The organism is Pseudomonas azerbaijanorientalis, assembly GCF_019139795.1.
Lineage (GTDB): Bacteria > Pseudomonadota > Gammaproteobacteria > Pseudomonadales > Pseudomonadaceae > Aquipseudomonas > Aquipseudomonas laurylsulfatiphila.
Map to the genome: position 1 here is coordinate 3,898,413 of NZ_CP077078.1, position 16,746 is coordinate 3,915,158.

The window sequence follows — 16,746 nt, forward strand, 5'->3', positions numbered from 1 at the left end:
CCATGCAGACGACCCTGAGTGAACGCGCCAGCCAACTGCCCCGCGCCGCAGAAGCCGAAAGCATCCTGCGCACCTGCGTGCACTGCGGCTTCTGCAATGCCACCTGCCCGACCTATCAATTGCTCGGCGATGAACTGGACGGACCGCGGGGTCGCATCTACCTGATCAAGCAAGTGCTGGAAGGCCACGACGTCACGCAAAAGACCCAGCAACACCTGGATCGCTGCCTGTCGTGCCGCAACTGCGAAACCACCTGCCCGTCGGGCGTCGACTACCACAACCTGCTGGACATCGGTCGCGCGGTGGTCGATGCGGCGGTGCCGCGCCCGCTCGGGCAGCGCCTGTTGCGCGAGGGATTGCGCCAGACCGTGCCGCATCCGGATTTGTTCAAGAGCCTGGTCAATGGCGGCCAGATGTTCCGCGCACTGCTGCCGGGCACCCTGCAAAGCAAATTGCCGCGCCATGCACCGCCGGCCAAGCCGCGACCCATGACCTTGCGCGAGCGTCAGGTGCTGATGCTCGAAGGTTGCGTGCAGCCGGCCCTGTCGCCCAACACCAATGCCGCGGCGGCGCGGGTGCTGGACCGGTTGGGGATCAGTGTCATCGCGACCCGCGAAGCCGGTTGCTGCGGTGCCGTGGGCTACCACCTGGACGCCCAGGACGCCGGCCTCGATCGCGCCCGGCGCAACATCGACGCGTGGTGGCCAGGCATCGAAAAAGGCGCCGAGGCGATTGTGCAGACCGCCAGCGGTTGCGGCGCCTTCATCAAGGACTACGGCCATCTGCTCGCCAGCGACCCGGCCTATGCCGACAAGGCGAAAAAGGTCAGCGAACTGGCCCGGGACCTGGTGGAGGTGTTGCGCGACGAACCATTGGAAAAACTCGGGATCCACGCCTCGCAGCGCCTGGCCTTCCATTGCCCCTGCACCTTGCAGCACGGGCAGAAACTCGGTGGCGCCGTGGAAGCGCTGCTGAGCGGACTCGGTTTCAACCTGACGTCCGTGCCCGACGGGCACCTGTGCTGCGGCTCGGCAGGCACCTATTCACTGACCCAGCCCGAACTGTCGCGACAACTGCGCGACAACAAGCTCAACGCCCTGGAAAGCGGCCATCCCGAGGTCATCGTCACGGCCAACATCGGCTGCCAGTCGCACCTCGACGGCGCGGGCCGGACCCCGGTGCGGCACTGGATCGAACTGGTCGAAGCCGCCCTGCCTTAACCGAATCCCGGAGATGCCCATGAACCGCAAAGCCGTGCTGAGCCAGACCGAAGTCCAGCAGATCCTTGCCGCCGCCCGTGCCGAAGCACAGGCCAATCAATGGGCGGTGACCATAGTGGTGGTCGATGACGGCGGTCACCCGCTGGCCCTCGAACGCCTCGACGGTTGCGCACCGGGCAGTGCGTATATCGCCACCGAAAAGGCCCGCACCTCAGCACTCGGGCGGCGCGAATCGAAAAGCTATGAGGACATGGTCAACGGGGGGCGCTACGCTTTTCTGTCAGCACCCGTGCTGACTTCGCTCGAGGGTGGCGTGCCGATTGTGTTCGATGGCCAGGTGATTGGGGCTGTCGGGGTTTCAGGCGTCAAGGCCGAACAGGATGCGCAGGTGGCGAAGGCTGGGGCGCAGTGCCTGAAATGAGGTTTTGGCATCACCCTGGATCCCTGTGGGAGCGGGCTTGCCCGCGAATGCGGTGGCACATCCAACATCCATGTATCTGACACACCGCTTTCGCGAGCAAGCCCGCTCCCACAGGGGCCGTGTTCAACCTTCTGTGAGGAGTTGCACCGATGACCCGTCTAACTGCCAAAGACTTTTCCCCGCAACTGCTTGAGCTATATGACTACTACGCCCACGGCAAGATCAACCGCCGGGAGTTTCTCGACCGCGCGGCGTTGTTCACCTTCGGCAGCATGACCGCCGGCGCCCTGCTCGCTGCACTAAGCCCCAACTACGCGCTGGCCGAGCAAGTCGAGTTCACCGACCCGGACATCATTGCCGAGTACGTCACCTACCCTTCGCCCAAGGGTAACGGCCAGGTACGGGCGTATCTGGTGCGCCCGGCCAAGGCCACCGGCAAGGTGCCGGCGGTGGTGGTCGTGCATGAAAACCGCGGGCTCAACCCGTACATCGAAGACGTGGCCCGGCGTGTGGCCAAGGCCGGTTTCATCGCCCTGGCCCCGGACGGCCTGACCTCGGTCGGCGGTTATCCCGGCAATGACGACAAGGGCCGCGAGCTTCAGGCGACGGTCGACCCGCAAAAGCTGATGAACGACTTTTTCGCCGCCGTCGAGTGGATGATGAAACACCCTGCCGCCACCGGAAAAGTCGGCATCACCGGGTTCTGCTACGGCGGTGGCGTGACCAATGCCGCCGCCGTGGCCTATCCGGAACTGGGCGCCGCCGTGTCGTTTTATGGTCGTCAGCCTACGGCCGAGGAAGTGCCCCGGATCAAGGCACCGGTGATGCTGCACTACGGCGAGCTGGATACGCGGATCAACGAGGGCTGGCCAGCCTATGAGAAAGCGTTGAAGGCCGGGGGCAAGACCTATGAGGCCTACATTTATCCGGGCGCCAATCATGGTTTCCACAACGACTCGACGCCGCGTTATGACGAGGCGGCGGCGAAGCTGGCGTGGGAGCGGACGTTGGGGTGGTTTAGAAAGTATCTGGTTTGACAGAAGTTTCTCGGCCAGCAATTCCGGCCTCTTCGCGGGCAAGCCCGCTCCCACAGGGGATCTCTGTCGTACACAGATCTTGTGTTCACCGGAGATCCCTGTGGGAGCGAGCTTGCTCGCGAAGGCGGTTTCAGGGCTGCCGAGGTTATTTCGGCTGAGCCACCGTCCGCAGATACGGCTTCAGTGTCTTGAAGCCATCCGGGTATTTCTTCTTCGCATCTTCATCAGACACTGAAGTCGGGATGATCACATCCTCGCCCGGCCGCCAGTTCACCGGCGTGGCAACGGTGTGCTTGGCATTCAGTTGCAGAGAGTCGAGCAAACGCAGCACTTCATCGAAATTGCGCCCGGCGCTCATCGGGTAGATCAGCATGGCCTTGACCTTCTTGTCCGGGCCGACGATGAACACCGAACGCACCGTGGCGTTGTCCACCGCCGTGCGCGCGCCGCCGCTGGCATTGGGGTGGATCATGTCGTAAAGCTTGGCCACCACCAGGTTTTCGTCGCCGATCAGCGGATAGTTGACGGCGCAGCCCTGAGTCTCGGCGATGTCGCCGACCCAACGGTTGTGGTCGCTGACCGGGTCGACGCTGAGGCCGATGACCTTGGTGTTGCGCTTGTCGAATTCGGGCTTGAGTTTGGCCAGGTAGCCCAGTTCAGTGGTGCACACCGGGGTGAAATCCTTGGGGTGGGAAAACAGGATGGCCCACCCGTCGCCGATCCATTGGTGAAAATTGAGCGTGCCTTCGGTGGTTTCGGCGGTGAAATCCGGTGCTTCATCGCCAATGCGGATAGCCATGTTCGATCTCCTTGCAGTGATGGACAGGGACGCCGTCAGGGCAACGTATGCGCTTTCAACGGCATGGACGCGGACAGTATAGGAGAGGTTGCGCAACTCGCCGGCTGCGCTAGTCCACCAGCGCAATCAGCTGCTGACGCTGGGCATCGGTCAGCATCGGGCCGAAACCGGCCCGGGTATTTTCCGCCATGTAGCGCGGGTTGCCGGTGCCCGGAATCACGCAGGTCACCGCCGAATGCGACAACAGGAACTTCAGTGCCAGTTGCGGCCAGCTCTTGACCCCGACTTGCGCCGCCCAGCCTGGCAGCGGTTTGTCTTTCAGTCTGGCCAGCAACCCGCCACCGCCGAACGGCCGATTGCAGATCACCGCCACACCCCGTTCGCGGCACAACGGCAGCAAGCGTTTCTCGGCGCCGCGATCATCCAGGGCGTAGTTGATCTGCAGGAAATCCACGGGCTCGGCCTTGAGTACCGCTTCCACTTCGTCGTAGGCCGACGCCGTATAATGGGTGATGCCGATGTAGCGGATGCGCCCCTGTTCTTTCCAGTGGCGCAGGGTCGGCAAGTGCGTCTGCCAGTCCAGCAGGTTGTGGATCTGCATCAGGTCGATCCGGTCGGTCTGCAACAGGGCGAAGGATTGCTCCATCTGCGCGATGCCTTCTTCGCGCCCGCGGGTCCACACCTTGGTGGCCAGGAACGCCGGCGAGCGCGGCTCATGGATCGACAGCAGTTCGCCGGTGGTCTGTTCGGCGCGACCGTACATCGGCGAGCTGTCGATCAGCTTGCCACCCTTGTCGAACAACGCATCCAGTACCGCGGGCAAGTCCTTGTAGGCCGGTTGCGAAGGCTCGACGTCGAATCCGCGATAAGTGCCCAAGCCTACGATCGGCAAGGACTCGTTGCTGGAAGGAATGGCGCGAGTCTGCATGGTCTTGCCTCCTGTTCCCGTCGACGGCGCGGGTTGCGCGCCCACCGGACCGAACGTGAAGACCGCCGAAGCACCGGCAGCCAGCGTGAGTATTGCTCTACGGGTGTAACCCTCAGGATGGCTCATAAAACGCTTCTCACCAGTCGTTCGGGTTTGGCCTGTGGCATCGACACGGCGGAAAACCCGCGCCCAGGGTCGATTGACTACACTCACAAAGCCCTGCGGCGCCAGCCACTTTCAAACACCGAGCCGTCAATGCCGCCCACTAACGTTAGTCGAATGTCGCGCACCCTGGTGTTGCTCGTCGTCATCGTCGCTGCGTTGTACCTGACGCTGTGCGTGACGCTGTTCGTGTTTCAGCGGGCGCTGATCTATTACCCGCAACCGCGCGCCGTCGGCGCAGCCGGGACGCTGCTCACCCTGCCGGTCGCCGACGCACGGGTGCTGGTGTCCATCCGGCCGCACCAAGGCCCGAATGCGCTGATCTACTTTGGCGGCAATGCCGAGGACGTCTCGCGCAACTTGCCCGGGTTCACCCAGGCGTTCCCTGACTACGCGCTGTATCTGCTGCATTACCGGGGCTTTGGCGGCAGTTCCGGCTCGCCTTCCGAAGAGGCCATCGCCCGCGATGCCTTGACCTTGTTCGACCAGGTGTATGCCAGCCACTCGCATGTGGCGGTGGTCGGACGCAGCCTGGGCTCGGGTGTCGCCGTGCGCCTTGCCAGCCAGCGCCCGGCCGCACGATTGGTATTGATCACGCCCTACGACAGCCTCGAGGGGCTGGCCGCTCGTCAGTTTGGCTGGTTTCCGGTGCGCTGGTTACTGAAGGACAAATACCCGTCCTGGCAGTACGCCGCCCGCATCACGGTGCCGACTCGCCTGATTGCCGCCGAGCATGATGAAGTGATTGCGCGCTCGAGCACCGAGCGTTTGTACACACACTTCGCCAAAGGCGTGGCGTCACTGCAGGAGATACCGGGGACGGGGCATAATTCGATCAGTGAAAGCCCTGAATACCTCAAACTTCTTCGTGAAGGGCTGTAACGGCAACACCCGTATTTGTGGTGAGGGGGCTTGCCCCCGTCCGGCTGCGCAGCAGTCGCAAACCCGAACAATGCATTTGCCTGAGTAACCGCGATTGCAGGGTTTGGGGCCGCTTCGCGACCCAGCGGGGCGATGCGGCGTTCCGCCCCCCCCTCGCCACTATCAGCTACTGGCCAGCGTCCTGATCGATGAAGTCGCCGCCATCATCGGCCCCGAAGCCCTGGCCTCGCTGATGCGCAGCATGGGTCGCAAACTGGCGCTGGACCGTGAGCAACAGGTCGTGGACGAAACCAGGATCGTCCAGCACATGAACCAGGCGGGCTACGAAGCCGAGGTGTTTTTTCGCTCAGGCGATTCGCCGGAAATCGTCGCGCATAACTGCGTGTTCCATCGCCTGGCCGCCGAGCATCCGGTGGTCTGCGAACTGGACCTGGCCTTGATCGGCGCGTTGGGCGGCGGTGAAGTCGAGCACAGCGAGTGCATGGTGCGTGGTGGGCATGTCTGTCGCTTCAGGCTGCGACCGACAGAAAGCCCGGAGCCGCCACTCGGAGACTGACCTTACAGATCGATCATCTGCATGTTCGCTTTGAGAAACCCCATCAACTCGGCTGCCGCCGGCGACAGGCTGTGCCCCTTGCGGCACAGGATGCCGATCTGGCGTTCCACCCGTGGTTCGGACAGTGGCAGGAACACCAGTTTCTCGTTGCCCTGTGGGAACGCCAGGGACGGCAGCGTCGTGATGCCGATGCCCTCTTCCAGCATCGCGATCAGCGAAATCATGTTGGAGACAAACAGCAGACTGCTGTCCAGCAACCCCGCCGCGTCCGTGCCTGCGAGCAAGCGCGAGGTGCCATTGCGCACCAGGGGATAGGCTTGCAGGCTTGACCAATGCAAGGCCTCGCCGTTCGCCACCAATGGATGATCGTGGCGGCAGACCACGCCCACCCGGTCACTCAGGATCGGCACGAACTCAATGTTTTCGTCCGCCGTCCACACGCTGCTGATCGCAAAATCCACCTGCCCCTGGACCAATAACTGCTGCACGCTGTCGGCATTGCCATCCTGCATGCTGATCTGCATTTTCGGGTGCTCGCTGACAAACCGTGCGAGCAGATGCGGCAGCAATCGACTGGCCACCGACGGCACCGTCGCGATGCTCACCTGACCGATTTCATGCCGCGCCAGCAAGATGACTTCGCGGGCGATGCGGTCGTGATGCGCCAGCAAATCCTGGAACAGCGGTAAACAGTGCTCGCCGAATGGCGTCAGTTCGGTTTTGCCACCCTTTTCGAACAACGGCTGGCCGAGCTTCTGCTCCAGCTCGCGCACAGCCAGGGACAGCGCCGGTTGCGTGCGATAGGCCTGCTTCGCCGCGCCGTGAAAGCTTTTCAGCTGGGCAACCAGGACGAAATAGCGCAGTTGGGTGATCTTCAGCTCGGGCAACACGGTTAGTTTTCCTTATCATTTCATATTTATTATTAATTTTTATTTGCAGAGTAATACTCTCAAGATGGGACCAACGCAATCGGAGGTTCCCATGGCACTGCAACCCTGCAAAAACTACATCGGCGGCAACTGGTGCGAAGGCCAAGGCGTCATCGCCAACCACAGCCCTTCGGATATTCAAGACCTCATTGGCCATTACCATCAGGCCAGCGCCGAACAGACACTGGATGCCATCGCCGCCGCGCGCGACGCTCAGCCACAATGGGCCGCCAGCGGCCTGGAACAGCGCCAGCAGGTGTTGATGGCCATCGGCAACGAGTTGATGGCGCGCAAGGAAGAACTCGGCGAACTGCTCTCCCGTGAAGAAGGCAAGCCGCTGGCCGAGGGTATCGGCGAAGTCAATCGCTCCGCGCAGTTCTTCCATTACTACGCCGCTGAAGTGCTGCGTCAGATGGGCGAGACGGCCGCTTCGGTACGCCCCGGCATCGAGATCGAAGTCCAGCGTGAACCGGTGGGCGTGGTCGGCATCATCACGCCATGGAATTTCCCCATGGCCACCGCCGCATGGAAGATTGCCCCGGCCCTGGCCTTCGGCAACGCCGTCGTGTTCAAACCGGCCAACCTGGTGCCGGCCAGCGCCTGGGCCCTGACTGAAATCATCAGCCGCCAGGCCTTGCCTGCCGGCACCTTCAACCTGGTCATGGGCAGTGGCGCCGTGGTCGGCGAAAGCCTGATCCAGTCCGCCGACATCGACGCATTGACCTTCACCGGCTCCCTCCAGACAGGTCGCCGCGTCGCGGTCGCCACCGCCGGCAACCTGGTGCGTTGCCAACTGGAAATGGGCAGCAAGAACGCCTTGGTTGTGCTTGATGACGCCGACCTCGACGTTGCCGTGGAATGTGCGTTGAACGGCGCCTTCTTCGGCACCGGGCAAAAGTGCACGGCCTCTTCGCGATTGATCGTCTGCGACGGCATCCATGACCGTTTCGTCGAGGCACTGGTGGCACGCATGCGTCAACTGAAGGTCGGTCATGCCCTGCAACAAGGCACGCAGATCGGCCCGGTGGCTGAAGCCCGACAACTGGAACAGAACCTCCATTACCTGCAACTGGCCGAAGACGAAGGCGCGACCCTGGTCGAGGGCGGCCAATTGCTCAACCTGCAACCGGCCGGGCACTACATGCGCCCCGCCCTGTTCATCAACAGTCACAACAACATGCGCATCAACCGCGAGGAAATCTTCGGACCGATTGCCTGTGTGATCCGGGTCAGCGATTACGAAGAAGCCCTCGCCGTGTTGAACGACACCGAATACGGCCTCACCGCCGGGATCATCACCCAGTCACTGCGTTATGCCAGCGACTTCAAGCGCCGGGCCCGTACCGGTTGCGTCATGGTCAACCTGCCCACCGCCGGCACCGACTACCACGTGCCGTTCGGCGGCCGCAAAGCCTCCAGCTTCGGGCCACGCGAGCAAGGGCAATACGCCCGCGAGTTCTACACCGTGGTCAAGACCACCTACGTGCGACCTTGAACGGGAGATGAGCATGCACGACTTATTGATGATCGACGGCCTGCAATATTCCCACTGGAATGAAGCGATCTTTCGCCAGATGCAGGAAGGTGGCCTGAGCGCGGTGCACGCCACCATCGCCTACCACGAGAATGCCCGGGAAACCCTGTCGCGAATCGGCGAGTGGAACCGCCGCTTCGAAACCTGGCCCGAGCTGATTCGTCCGGTACGCGAGGCTTCGGACATTCGCCTGGCGCATCAGGAAGGCCGCGTCGGGATTTTCTTCGGTTTCCAGAACTGCTCGCCGATTGAAGACGACATCAGCCTGGTGGAGGTTTTCCGCCAGCTCGGCGTGCTGATCATGCAGCTCACCTACAACAACCAGAGCCTGCTGGCCAGCGGTTGCTACGAGGCCGAAGACAATGGCATCAGCCGTTTCGGCCGCCAGGTGATCCGTGAGATGAACCGCGTCGGCATGCTGATCGACATGTCCCACAGCGCCGAGCGCAGCACCCTGGAAGCCATCGAGCTGTCGAGCCGGCCGGTGATCGTCTCCCACGCCAACCCGTCGAGTTTCCACGCGGCCAAGCGCAACAAGTCCAACGCGGTATTGCGCGGTATCGCCGAGTCCGGCGGCCTGCTGGGTTTCAGCACGTACCCCTTCCACCTCAAGGGAGCGTCGGGCTGCACCCTGGAATCGTTCTGCGACATGGTCGCCAGCACAGCAGAGCTGATGGGCGTCGAACACATCGGCATCGGCACCGACCTGTGCCAGCAACAACCCCTGCAAGTGCTCGAATGGATGCGCAACGGGCGCTGGAGCAAAGACAAGGATTACGGCGAAGGATCAAAGGACAACGCCAACTGGCCGGCACCGTTGCAATGGTTCCGCGACAGCCGGGATTTCCCGGTCATCGCCCAGGGCCTGCGCGACCGGGGATTCGCCGAGGACGAGGTACGCAACATCATGGGACTCAACTGGTTGCGCCTGCTGGAAAACGCTACGACGGCGCAAAACTGACTCTTGATCGACACCGTGAGGACAGCATGAAAAATAACAACAATAGCCTCCCGTTCATCTCCCCGACCGGCGATGCACAGCCCCAGGCGCGTATTTTGGAGGCATCATGAAAACATCCGACTCCCTGCAAGCCGACGTCCAGCCACTGGACCTTGCGCCGCCGAAAAAAGACATCGACTGGCCGCTGTTTTTAATCAGTGGCGGCTTCCTCGGCGCCTTCCTGATCGCGGCACTGATCGACATCGATGGCGTATCGCTGTTGGTGAACACGCTGTTCGCCTGGTCGACGAAGTTCTTCGGGTTGTACTGGCAGATCCTGATGCTGGCAACCTTTGCCATGAGCCTGATCATCTGCTTCAGCAAGTGCGGGCGGGTACGCCTGGGCGGCGTCGATCAGCGCCCCGACTCCAGCACCTTCAACTGGATCGCCGTGATCATGTGCGCCCTGCTTGCCGGGGGCGGCGCGTTCTGGGCGGCAGCGGAACCGATGATGCACTTCGCCAGCCCACCACCATTGTTCGCGGGTGTGCAGCCTCACACCGAAGCCGCCGCACACGCAGCGCTCGCACAATCGTTCGTGCACTGGGGCTTCCTGGCCTGGGCCGTGCTGGGCAGTCTGCTGGCCATCGTGCTGATGCATTTGCACTACGACAAAGGCTTGCCACTGGCACCGCGCACCCTGCTCTATCCGTTGTTCGGTGAGCGTGCGCTCAAGGGACCGATCGGCACGCTGGCGGATGCCACCTCGATCATCGCCGTCGTCGCCGGCACCATCGGCCCGATCGGTTTCCTCGGCCTGCAAATCAGCAGTGCATTGCACTCGGTCTGGGGCATTCCCAATGACCTGGTGGTGCAGTCCATCACCATCGTGCTGGTCACGGTGATGTACACCACGTCTTGCCTGGTCGGGCTCAAGGGCATTCGTTTCGTCAGTGAAATCAACGTCTGGCTGATGATCGGCCTGGCGGTGTTCATGGTGCTGCTGGGGCCCACCGCTTTCATTCTCGGCGGTTTTCCCACGGCGTTCGCCTTGCACCTGGAGCAGTTCATTCCGATGACCCTGTTCCGCGCCGATCCGAAATGGCTCGACTGGTGGACGGTGTTCTACTGGGGCTGGTTCATTGGCTACGCGCCGATGGTCGCCCTGTATGTGGCGAAGATTTCCCGTGGCCGGACCATCCGCGAAGTGATCATGACCCTGTCGATCATCGCCCCGCTGGTGACCATGTTCTGGTTCACCGTGGTCGGCGGCGCTGGCATCGGCATGGAGTTGCAGACGCCGGGTATCGTCACCGCCCACGGCGCGCAGCCCGAAGACTTGCTGCTGGGCGTCACCCAGAACTTGCCCCTGGGTGGATTGATCTCGGCGCTATTCCTGTTCCTGAGCTTCATTTCCGTGGCCACCAACGGCGATGCGATGGCGTTCACCGTGGCGATGGCGATGTCCCGCAATGACAAGCCGAAACCATGGCTGCGTGCATTCTGGGCCATCGGCATGGGCCTGGCCGCCGTGGTGTTGATCACCATTGGTTCGGGCGGGGTCACGGCGCTGCAATCCTTTATCGTGATTACTGCCGTACCGGTTTCACTGCTGATCCTGCCGTCGCTCTGGGATGCACTGCGCATCGCCCGGCAGATGGCTCGCGAACAGGCGGTCTGATGATGAACAGTTCAGGAATCGCAATGATGTCGCACACCGACACAGACACCGCTTCGGCCTTGCGGCCCGCCGCTCGGGTCATGGACCTGGATCGGCTGGGCAGCCACTTTCAATGCCGCTTGAGTTTCGTGCGCAGCAGCATGCGGCGGATGATGAACGAGCAGTGGCGCATCCAGCGCACCTGCTTCGACCTGGATACCGAGGGCTTCGGTACGGCGATCTACCGCATCGACACCGCCAGTGCCCACTATCACTGCGTGATTTTCTCCATGTACCTGCCGCCGGAAAAACGCAGCGACCGGGTCATCGCCGATCAGTGGGATGTCAGTTTTGTCCTGCTCGCTGGCGATGTCGATGAGCAGCAATTGACTGACCTGCGACGCAATGTGCCGCTACAGGAAGCCGGGCGTTTTGATTCGCGAGTGCTGGTGCTGTCGCGGGCCAACCGCAGCCTGCGCAACTTCGAGCGTTTCCTCGAGGCGCTGGCCGAAGGCTGTCAGCCAGACCCGCGGCAACTGGCCGAGGTCGGCTACCTGTATCGCACCACCGCGGTGTACGGCAACGGCAAGTTCGGCATCGCCGACTTCAGTTGCCTGCAAGGCACTGTGGACTTCACGCAACCCTTCAGCGCCCAGATGTTTACCGTGTACCTGTTGCGGCATTTCAGCATCGAGCAGATCGAACACATGGCCCGGGCGCGCAACCCGCAGCGGGCAGTGGGTCTGGACCCTGCCCTGCAGCGTTACCTTGGGGTCGGCAATTCCACTGGGCTGGGCATGGCCCCGTTCCTGATCAATCACCCGCAACTGGTCAACCAATGGGTGTGGGCCAGGGAAACCGCACTGGCAAAGGTGGTGGCGCAAGCGGCTGACCTGCCTCATGCCCAGCGCTTCCAGGCGTTGCTGCTACGGGCCCGCCGGCACTTGCAGCAAACCAGCACCGAGGACCAACGGCAAAGCGCCATCGACCAGCAGACGCTGGCCGATCTCGAACAACTGGCCGAGTGGTTCGCAGGGCAGTCTGTCAACGCGGGTTTGTGGTCGTGCCTGCAAGCCTGGGCCGAAGTGAGCGTCGGCGCCGGTTGCCAGGAACTGCTGGTCAGCCTGCTGCTGGAGTTGTACCCCGAACAGGTCGATCCACTGGCCGAGCAGATGTCGGTCAACGAGGGGTTTCGCCTGAACGCCGAAATGCCATTGGATGAGCTGTGCGATCTGATCGAGACCCAGTACCGCTGGGCGCTCGATTACGACTTGAGCGGCGCCGAGGCCAACCACTTTTTCTGGTATCGCTCGGCGGAAAAGGAAGAACCACGCCTGGGTGAACGGGCTATGGAGCCTGGCGCCGAGAAAGAAATGCAGTTGGGGATCGCGCACAACATTCAACGTTGTCATCGGGCCCTGCTTGCCTACCGCGAGCAACACCCACGGCAATTGACCGCGCACTTTCTGCTGGCGCTGCCGCAGTTCAAAGGCACCGTCTGCCGCCTGCAGGGCATGGCCCGCTGCGCCTTCGGGGAGATCCGCGCCAACCTGATGGACCGCAGCATGCTGCCAATCCACTTGCTGCGCTGCAAGCTGGCGTTCTTCGGCGCCGGCAAGTTCGACCCCAAGTCCAGCCGCTGGGTGCGCATCACCTTGTTTCAGGGGGCACCGCTGGTCAGCGAGATTGGCCAGCCGTTCCCCGACGACTGGAATTTTGCCGTCATGCCTGAACTGACCAACGCTGCCGGAGCACTCTGAAATGCGTGTATCGCTCAATGAAATCCAGGTGATCTGCCGCAAGGCCTTCGAAGGCATCGGTTTTGCACCCGGTGATTGCGACGACGCCGCCGAGATGATTGCCAGGCTGCAACAGCAAGGCCTCGACGGTGTCGGTGCGCTGAAAAAGGCGTTGGACTTTCTTCACGATGAAGTCGATCGCCCCATCGAAACCTGCTACGAAGACGCCACGCAACTGACCCTCGATGCCCATGGCCAGAGCGTGTTGCGCTGCGCCGCCCAGGCCATCGAGCTAGGGGTGGGCAAGGCCTTGCGCGGTGGCAGTGCGCTGATCCGCGTCCGCCATTGCCACAACCGCATTCTGCTGCTGGGCTATCTGGCGCGCTGCGCCGGACAAGGCCTGAATTTTTGTGTGTACTGGCGCGATGCCCGGCAGGAACTGGTGGCCACTTTCAGCGCCGGGAGCACCGGCCCGTCCTTGCGCGTGTATGACCTGCCGCAACCGGCGCAGGGCGATGAGCAAAGCATCAACGTGCTGATTTCCCGGCACTTCGCACTGCTGCCACGCCTGAGTGCCGAAGACGCGGCCCCGACGTTTGAACACCGTCAGCCAACACCTGCGGGCGGGCTGCAGGTCGATGATGATGTCTGGGCCCAGTTGAAGAAACTGGGTGAACGGGTGCTGGTGGAAAGCACCGAAGAATCCCGTCGCCGTGGAGCCGGCGAAGGCAGCGACGCCCGGTAAACCCCTTAACCCCGCATCAGGAAGCATCAATGAAACAGGCAATCAAGACCGACCTCTTTGCCTCGCGCGCGCCACTGGAATGGGCGGTTGTCGGCAACGGCACGCTGTACACCGCACAAATCCCCATCGACCGCCAGGGCCAAGTGGTGAGCGGCGGCATCGAAGCGCAGATCCGGCAGACCCTGGACAACCTGCGCCACACCCTGCAAGCCGCCGGCAGTTCGCTGGACGCGGTCACCCAGGTACTGATCTACGTGACCGACCGCAGCTACCTGGCAACCGTGAATGCGGTTTACGCCGAGTACTTCCAGGCGCCCTACCCAAACCGCGCCGCCATGGTCGTGGCGGGCCTGGCCCGGGAAGAAATGCTGGTGGAGCTTGTGGTGTACGCCTGCGTGGATTGATCCGGCCCGATCTTCTGCAGGAGCGAGCTTGCTCGCGATGGGAGCTAACGATAACGCGGGCTTCCTGATTCAACGCGTTGCGTTTGGGTCCATCGCGAGCTAGCTCGCTCCTACAGAGGTCCGCGTTGCCGGCCGGTTTTCAATACCCTTCGTCGGACATTCGGTTCCGGCCACAAACAGGTTCGCTCACGCCGTGAACCTTGTGTCGAGTCACCAGTCATACCCTGCGTTTTTCCCCACTCCTTTCGTCGTCATCTCATTCGAGTTGTCCGTTCATGCGCCAAACCGTCGTTGCCTTGCGCTTTTCTTCGCTGTGCCTGCTTTCCCTGCTCCCCGTTTTTGCCAGCCCCGCCCACGCCGATGGGCAACGGCAACTGGTCGACGCCATCAACGACTACCGCGCCCATCCGCAACGTTGCGACCGGCGCCCCGCGCAACGCTTGTCACCCCTGACGCTCAAATCGAACCTGGCCCTGCCTGTTGGCTATGGCGGTGGGTTGCGGGACCGGTTAAAGGCTTCCGGCTATCAGGCCACCATGGTGCGTTCTATCCGCGTGGTGGGTGCACGGGACGCTGAAGAAGCCTTCGAGATGTTCCAGGACGAGCACTGCGCCGCACTGCTGGACAACCAATACGCCGATATCGGCGTCAGCCGCGCCGGGAGCGAGTGGCAAGTGGTGCTGGCGCGGCCGGTGCTCGACCGGCAAACCGCCGATCCTCGCAGCGCCGCCCAGGCGTTGCTGACGCAGGTCAACGCTGCCCGGGCCAAGCCGCGCCTGTGTGGTCGCCAGCGCTTCGCCGCCGCGCGGCCGCTGTCCTGGAGTGCGGCCTTGGGTTCCGCAGCACAAAATCACAGCAAGGACATGGCCTACGGCAACTATTTCGCCCACCAGGACCGCGACGGTGACATGCCCGCCGACCGCGCCAGGGCTGCCGGCTACCGTGGCCGCCAGATCGGCGAAAACATCGCCGCCGGGCAAGGTTCGCCGAGCAAGGCCATGGCCGGTTGGCTCGCCAGTCCCGGGCACTGCGCCAACCTGATGAACCCGATGTTCACCCAGGTCGGTGCCGCGTACGCCGCCAACGCCCGCAGCGACAACGGTGTTTACTGGACGATGCTGTTCGGCGCGCCTTGATCCGCCGGCCAGACTCACTTTGGGGGCATAGAAAAGGTTCTCGACGGGAAACTGTAGGGGCCATGCCCACGCTGAAACTGTAATTAAATGGACTCGCCCAAGCCGAGGCGTCTGTGCGCCGCGGTGGCATTCTTATAGAAGCCAACGACAGCGAGGGCGAGGCCATGAAAAAGCATACGATGTTCAATCAGTCTTTGTCAGCCGACGAGTCGGCGTGCACGACCGTTGCGGTAGATCTTGCAAAAAAGGTCTTTCAGGTCGCCGGGGAGGATGCTCTCGGCCAGGTAAAATTCGAGGATCGAATCAAGTCCCGCGAGGCCTTCCAGGTATTTCTGCACAAGCTTCCCGAGAGTGTGACGGTCTTGGTGGAAACCGGGCCAGGCGCTCAGGCGTGGGCGCGGTTACTGCAAATACAGGGCAATCCGGTCCGCATCCTGCCGGCCCAGCTTGTTGCCAAACATCGCTGTGGCCCGAAAAATGATCACAACGATGCGTTCGCTATCCTACGTGCAGGCCGCGATAGCACGATTTCAGCCGTTCCGGTCAAGAGCCCGGCGGCGCTCGCGATGCAGGCACTGCACCGAGCTCGACAGGGATATATACGGCGACGCACGGCGGTGGGCAATCAGATGCGCGGTTTGCTGCTGGAACATGGCGTGGCTCTGGCGCAGGGCGAAATGGCGATCAGCCAGCTCGTGCCTCGGATATTGGAAGATGTTACCCAGCCATTGCCCGATCTACTGCGCGAGCTGATCGCCGAACTGCTGGGTGAATGGAGTCAACTGGGTGAACGCGTCAACGTACTGACCGGCCGACTGGAAACGGCGGCGAAAGAGAGTGAGATAGCGAGGCGGCTGATGACTGTGCGCGGTGTTGGTCCAATCATCGCCACGGCGCTGCTGGCCAAGCAGACCGAGCCTGAACGCTTCGCCAACGCCCGGCAGTTTGCCGCGTACTTCGGGTTGGTGCCCAACCAGCACAGCAGCGGCGATAAAATCCGACTGGGCAAGATGTGCAAACATGGCGATGCCTACTTGCGCAGTCTGACGATCCAAGGAGCCCATGCTGTTTTAAGGCAGATACGATCTGACTCACAGCAGCCGGACGACCAACGTCTACAGCGTTGGATCTCCCGCCTGGGGCGCAAGGAGGCGGCAGTGCGATTGGCCAACCGCAACCTGCGCATTCTCTGGGTACTACTACAAAACGATCAGACTTATCATCGCCGGCCGGGAAATGGCCCCGAGGTGGCGATGAGTCACTGATCAATAGCGTTCTGCCACCGGGGCGTTAAGCCGCTCCAACCCATGCTAAAAAACATTGACCCCAGGTCAGACCGTCGCGGATTGATGCCTGGGCTCCTACCGGCCCTTGAGGCCTCACTGTAATCGGCATACCGCGCGCTTATCCAATGTTGGCCAGAAGCCGTTCAAGGCTTCCTCAAACAGGCCTGATACATAGATGCAACCGGGCAGCAGTGTTTAGAAGCAGGTTGAAAGTGGGGGCGAGTCCATACATAGGAGCCAGCCTGCTGGCGATGGACTCCAGTGCGCCGCGTTTATCCAGTTCGCCCGCGTTATCGTTAACGACCATCGCCAGCAAGCTGGCTCCTACAAGGGGCCATGCCCACGCTGAAACTGTAGGAGCCAGCCTG

Annotated in this window: 15 protein-coding genes and 1 pseudogene; 13 read left to right on the forward strand and 3 right to left on the reverse strand. The window is 62.2% G+C overall.

All coding sequences use genetic code 11. The features are described 5' to 3' along the window. Positions 1 to 2: 2 nt before the first annotated feature. The 3 genes from glcF (at position 3) to yghX (ending at position 2,678) form a co-directional block, all read left to right on the forward strand. Entirely contained in the window at positions 3 to 1,220 is a 1,218-nt protein-coding gene (glcF, locus tag KSS91_RS17245) for a glycolate oxidase subunit GlcF (RefSeq protein ID WP_217835536.1), read from the forward strand. A 19-nt stretch (positions 1,221 to 1,239) separates the two neighbouring features. Next, entirely contained in the window at positions 1,240 to 1,641 is a 402-nt protein-coding gene (locus tag KSS91_RS17250) for a heme-binding protein (protein WP_217835537.1), read from the forward strand. A gap of 149 nt (positions 1,642 to 1,790) precedes the next feature. Beyond that, positions 1,791 to 2,678 (forward strand): YghX family hydrolase, encoded by an 888-nt coding sequence (yghX, locus tag KSS91_RS17255; protein WP_217835538.1) that lies wholly within the window; start codon positions 1,791 to 1,793, stop codon positions 2,676 to 2,678. A 145-nt stretch (positions 2,679 to 2,823) separates the two neighbouring features. Here the strand turns inward: yghX and KSS91_RS17260 are convergent, their stop codons facing one another. Both KSS91_RS17260 and KSS91_RS17265 read right to left on the reverse strand, forming a co-directional pair. Then, positions 2,824 to 3,477, reverse strand: a complete 654-nt coding sequence (locus KSS91_RS17260) for a peroxiredoxin (RefSeq protein WP_015095597.1) — start codon at positions 3,475 to 3,477, stop codon at positions 2,824 to 2,826. Between the two features lie 109 nt (positions 3,478 to 3,586). Continuing rightward, positions 3,587 to 4,531, reverse strand: a complete 945-nt coding sequence (locus tag KSS91_RS17265; protein ID WP_015095598.1) for an aldo/keto reductase — start codon at positions 4,529 to 4,531, stop codon at positions 3,587 to 3,589. A gap of 129 nt (positions 4,532 to 4,660) precedes the next feature. Here KSS91_RS17265 and KSS91_RS17270 point away from each other — a divergent pair, with 129 nt between their 5' ends. Both KSS91_RS17270 and KSS91_RS17275 read left to right on the forward strand, forming a co-directional pair. Next, the gene (locus KSS91_RS17270; protein WP_217835539.1) at positions 4,661 to 5,449 is read left to right on the forward strand and encodes an alpha/beta hydrolase; all 789 of its coding nucleotides are present in this window, start codon (positions 4,661 to 4,663) and stop codon (positions 5,447 to 5,449) included. Between the two features lie 151 nt (positions 5,450 to 5,600). After that, positions 5,601 to 6,005, forward strand: a pseudogene (locus tag KSS91_RS17275) (helix-turn-helix transcriptional regulator); the annotation flags it as partial. Between the two features lie 2 nt (positions 6,006 to 6,007). Here the strand turns inward: KSS91_RS17275 and KSS91_RS17280 are convergent. After that, positions 6,008 to 6,895 (reverse strand): LysR family transcriptional regulator, encoded by an 888-nt coding sequence (locus KSS91_RS17280; protein WP_217835540.1) that lies wholly within the window; start codon positions 6,893 to 6,895, stop codon positions 6,008 to 6,010. Positions 6,896 to 6,986: 91 nt separating this feature from the next. Here KSS91_RS17280 and KSS91_RS17285 point away from each other — a divergent pair, with 91 nt between their 5' ends. From KSS91_RS17285 to KSS91_RS17320, 8 genes are all read left to right on the forward strand, one after another. Next, a complete protein-coding gene (locus KSS91_RS17285; RefSeq protein WP_217835541.1) occupies positions 6,987 to 8,429 on the forward strand; it encodes an aldehyde dehydrogenase family protein in 1,443 nt (480 codons plus the stop codon). A 13-nt stretch (positions 8,430 to 8,442) separates the two neighbouring features. Continuing rightward, complete coding sequence (locus KSS91_RS17290; RefSeq protein ID WP_095967807.1) at positions 8,443 to 9,429, forward strand: dipeptidase; 987 nt, start codon at positions 8,443 to 8,445, stop codon at positions 9,427 to 9,429. A gap of 106 nt (positions 9,430 to 9,535) precedes the next feature. Further along, the gene (locus KSS91_RS17295) at positions 9,536 to 11,089 is read left to right on the forward strand and encodes a BCCT family transporter (protein WP_217835542.1); all 1,554 of its coding nucleotides are present in this window, start codon (positions 9,536 to 9,538) and stop codon (positions 11,087 to 11,089) included. A gap of 23 nt (positions 11,090 to 11,112) precedes the next feature. Then, positions 11,113 to 12,828: a hypothetical protein gene (locus tag KSS91_RS17300; RefSeq protein WP_217835543.1), complete on the forward strand. Its 1,716-nt coding sequence runs from the start codon at positions 11,113 to 11,115 to the stop codon at positions 12,826 to 12,828. Position 12,829: 1 nt separating this feature from the next. Further along, positions 12,830 to 13,552 (forward strand): DUF3726 domain-containing protein, encoded by a 723-nt coding sequence (locus KSS91_RS17305; RefSeq protein WP_126046191.1) that lies wholly within the window; start codon positions 12,830 to 12,832, stop codon positions 13,550 to 13,552. A 29-nt stretch (positions 13,553 to 13,581) separates the two neighbouring features. Then, entirely contained in the window at positions 13,582 to 13,956 is a 375-nt protein-coding gene (locus KSS91_RS17310) for a RidA family protein (RefSeq protein ID WP_217835544.1), read from the forward strand. A 275-nt stretch (positions 13,957 to 14,231) separates the two neighbouring features. Further along, a complete protein-coding gene (locus KSS91_RS17315; protein WP_217835545.1) occupies positions 14,232 to 15,092 on the forward strand; it encodes a CAP domain-containing protein in 861 nt (286 codons plus the stop codon). A gap of 179 nt (positions 15,093 to 15,271) precedes the next feature. After that, positions 15,272 to 16,357 (forward strand): IS110 family RNA-guided transposase, encoded by a 1,086-nt coding sequence (locus tag KSS91_RS17320; protein WP_083884580.1) that lies wholly within the window; start codon positions 15,272 to 15,274, stop codon positions 16,355 to 16,357. Positions 16,358 to 16,746: the final 389 nt, after the last annotated feature.

Excerpts from the sequence above, each read along its gene's own strand:
- KSS91_RS17295 (WP_217835542.1), top strand. The coding sequence starts at position 9,536 with ATGAAAACATCCGACTCCCTGCAAGCCGACGTCCAGCCACTGGACCTT.
- KSS91_RS17310 (WP_217835544.1), top strand. The coding sequence starts at position 13,582 with ATGAAACAGGCAATCAAGACCGACCTCTTTGCCTCGCGCGCGCCACTG.
- KSS91_RS17250 (WP_217835537.1), top strand. The coding sequence starts at position 1,240 with ATGAACCGCAAAGCCGTGCTGAGCCAGACCGAAGTCCAGCAGATCCTT.
- KSS91_RS17320 (WP_083884580.1), top strand. The coding sequence starts at position 15,272 with ATGTTCAATCAGTCTTTGTCAGCCGACGAGTCGGCGTGCACGACCGTT.
- KSS91_RS17305 (WP_126046191.1), top strand. The coding sequence starts at position 12,830 with ATGCGTGTATCGCTCAATGAAATCCAGGTGATCTGCCGCAAGGCCTTC.
- KSS91_RS17265 (WP_015095598.1), bottom strand. The coding sequence starts at position 4,531 with ATGAGCCATCCTGAGGGTTACACCCGTAGAGCAATACTCACGCTGGCT.
- KSS91_RS17285 (WP_217835541.1), top strand. The coding sequence starts at position 6,987 with ATGGCACTGCAACCCTGCAAAAACTACATCGGCGGCAACTGGTGCGAA.
- KSS91_RS17290 (WP_095967807.1), top strand. The coding sequence starts at position 8,443 with ATGCACGACTTATTGATGATCGACGGCCTGCAATATTCCCACTGGAAT.
- KSS91_RS17315 (WP_217835545.1), top strand. The coding sequence starts at position 14,232 with ATGCGCCAAACCGTCGTTGCCTTGCGCTTTTCTTCGCTGTGCCTGCTT.
- KSS91_RS17270 (WP_217835539.1), top strand. The coding sequence starts at position 4,661 with ATGCCGCCCACTAACGTTAGTCGAATGTCGCGCACCCTGGTGTTGCTC.
- KSS91_RS17300 (WP_217835543.1), top strand. The coding sequence starts at position 11,113 with ATGATGTCGCACACCGACACAGACACCGCTTCGGCCTTGCGGCCCGCC.
- KSS91_RS17260 (WP_015095597.1), bottom strand. The coding sequence starts at position 3,477 with ATGGCTATCCGCATTGGCGATGAAGCACCGGATTTCACCGCCGAAACC.
- glcF (WP_217835536.1), top strand. The coding sequence starts at position 3 with ATGCAGACGACCCTGAGTGAACGCGCCAGCCAACTGCCCCGCGCCGCA.
- yghX (WP_217835538.1), top strand. The coding sequence starts at position 1,791 with ATGACCCGTCTAACTGCCAAAGACTTTTCCCCGCAACTGCTTGAGCTA.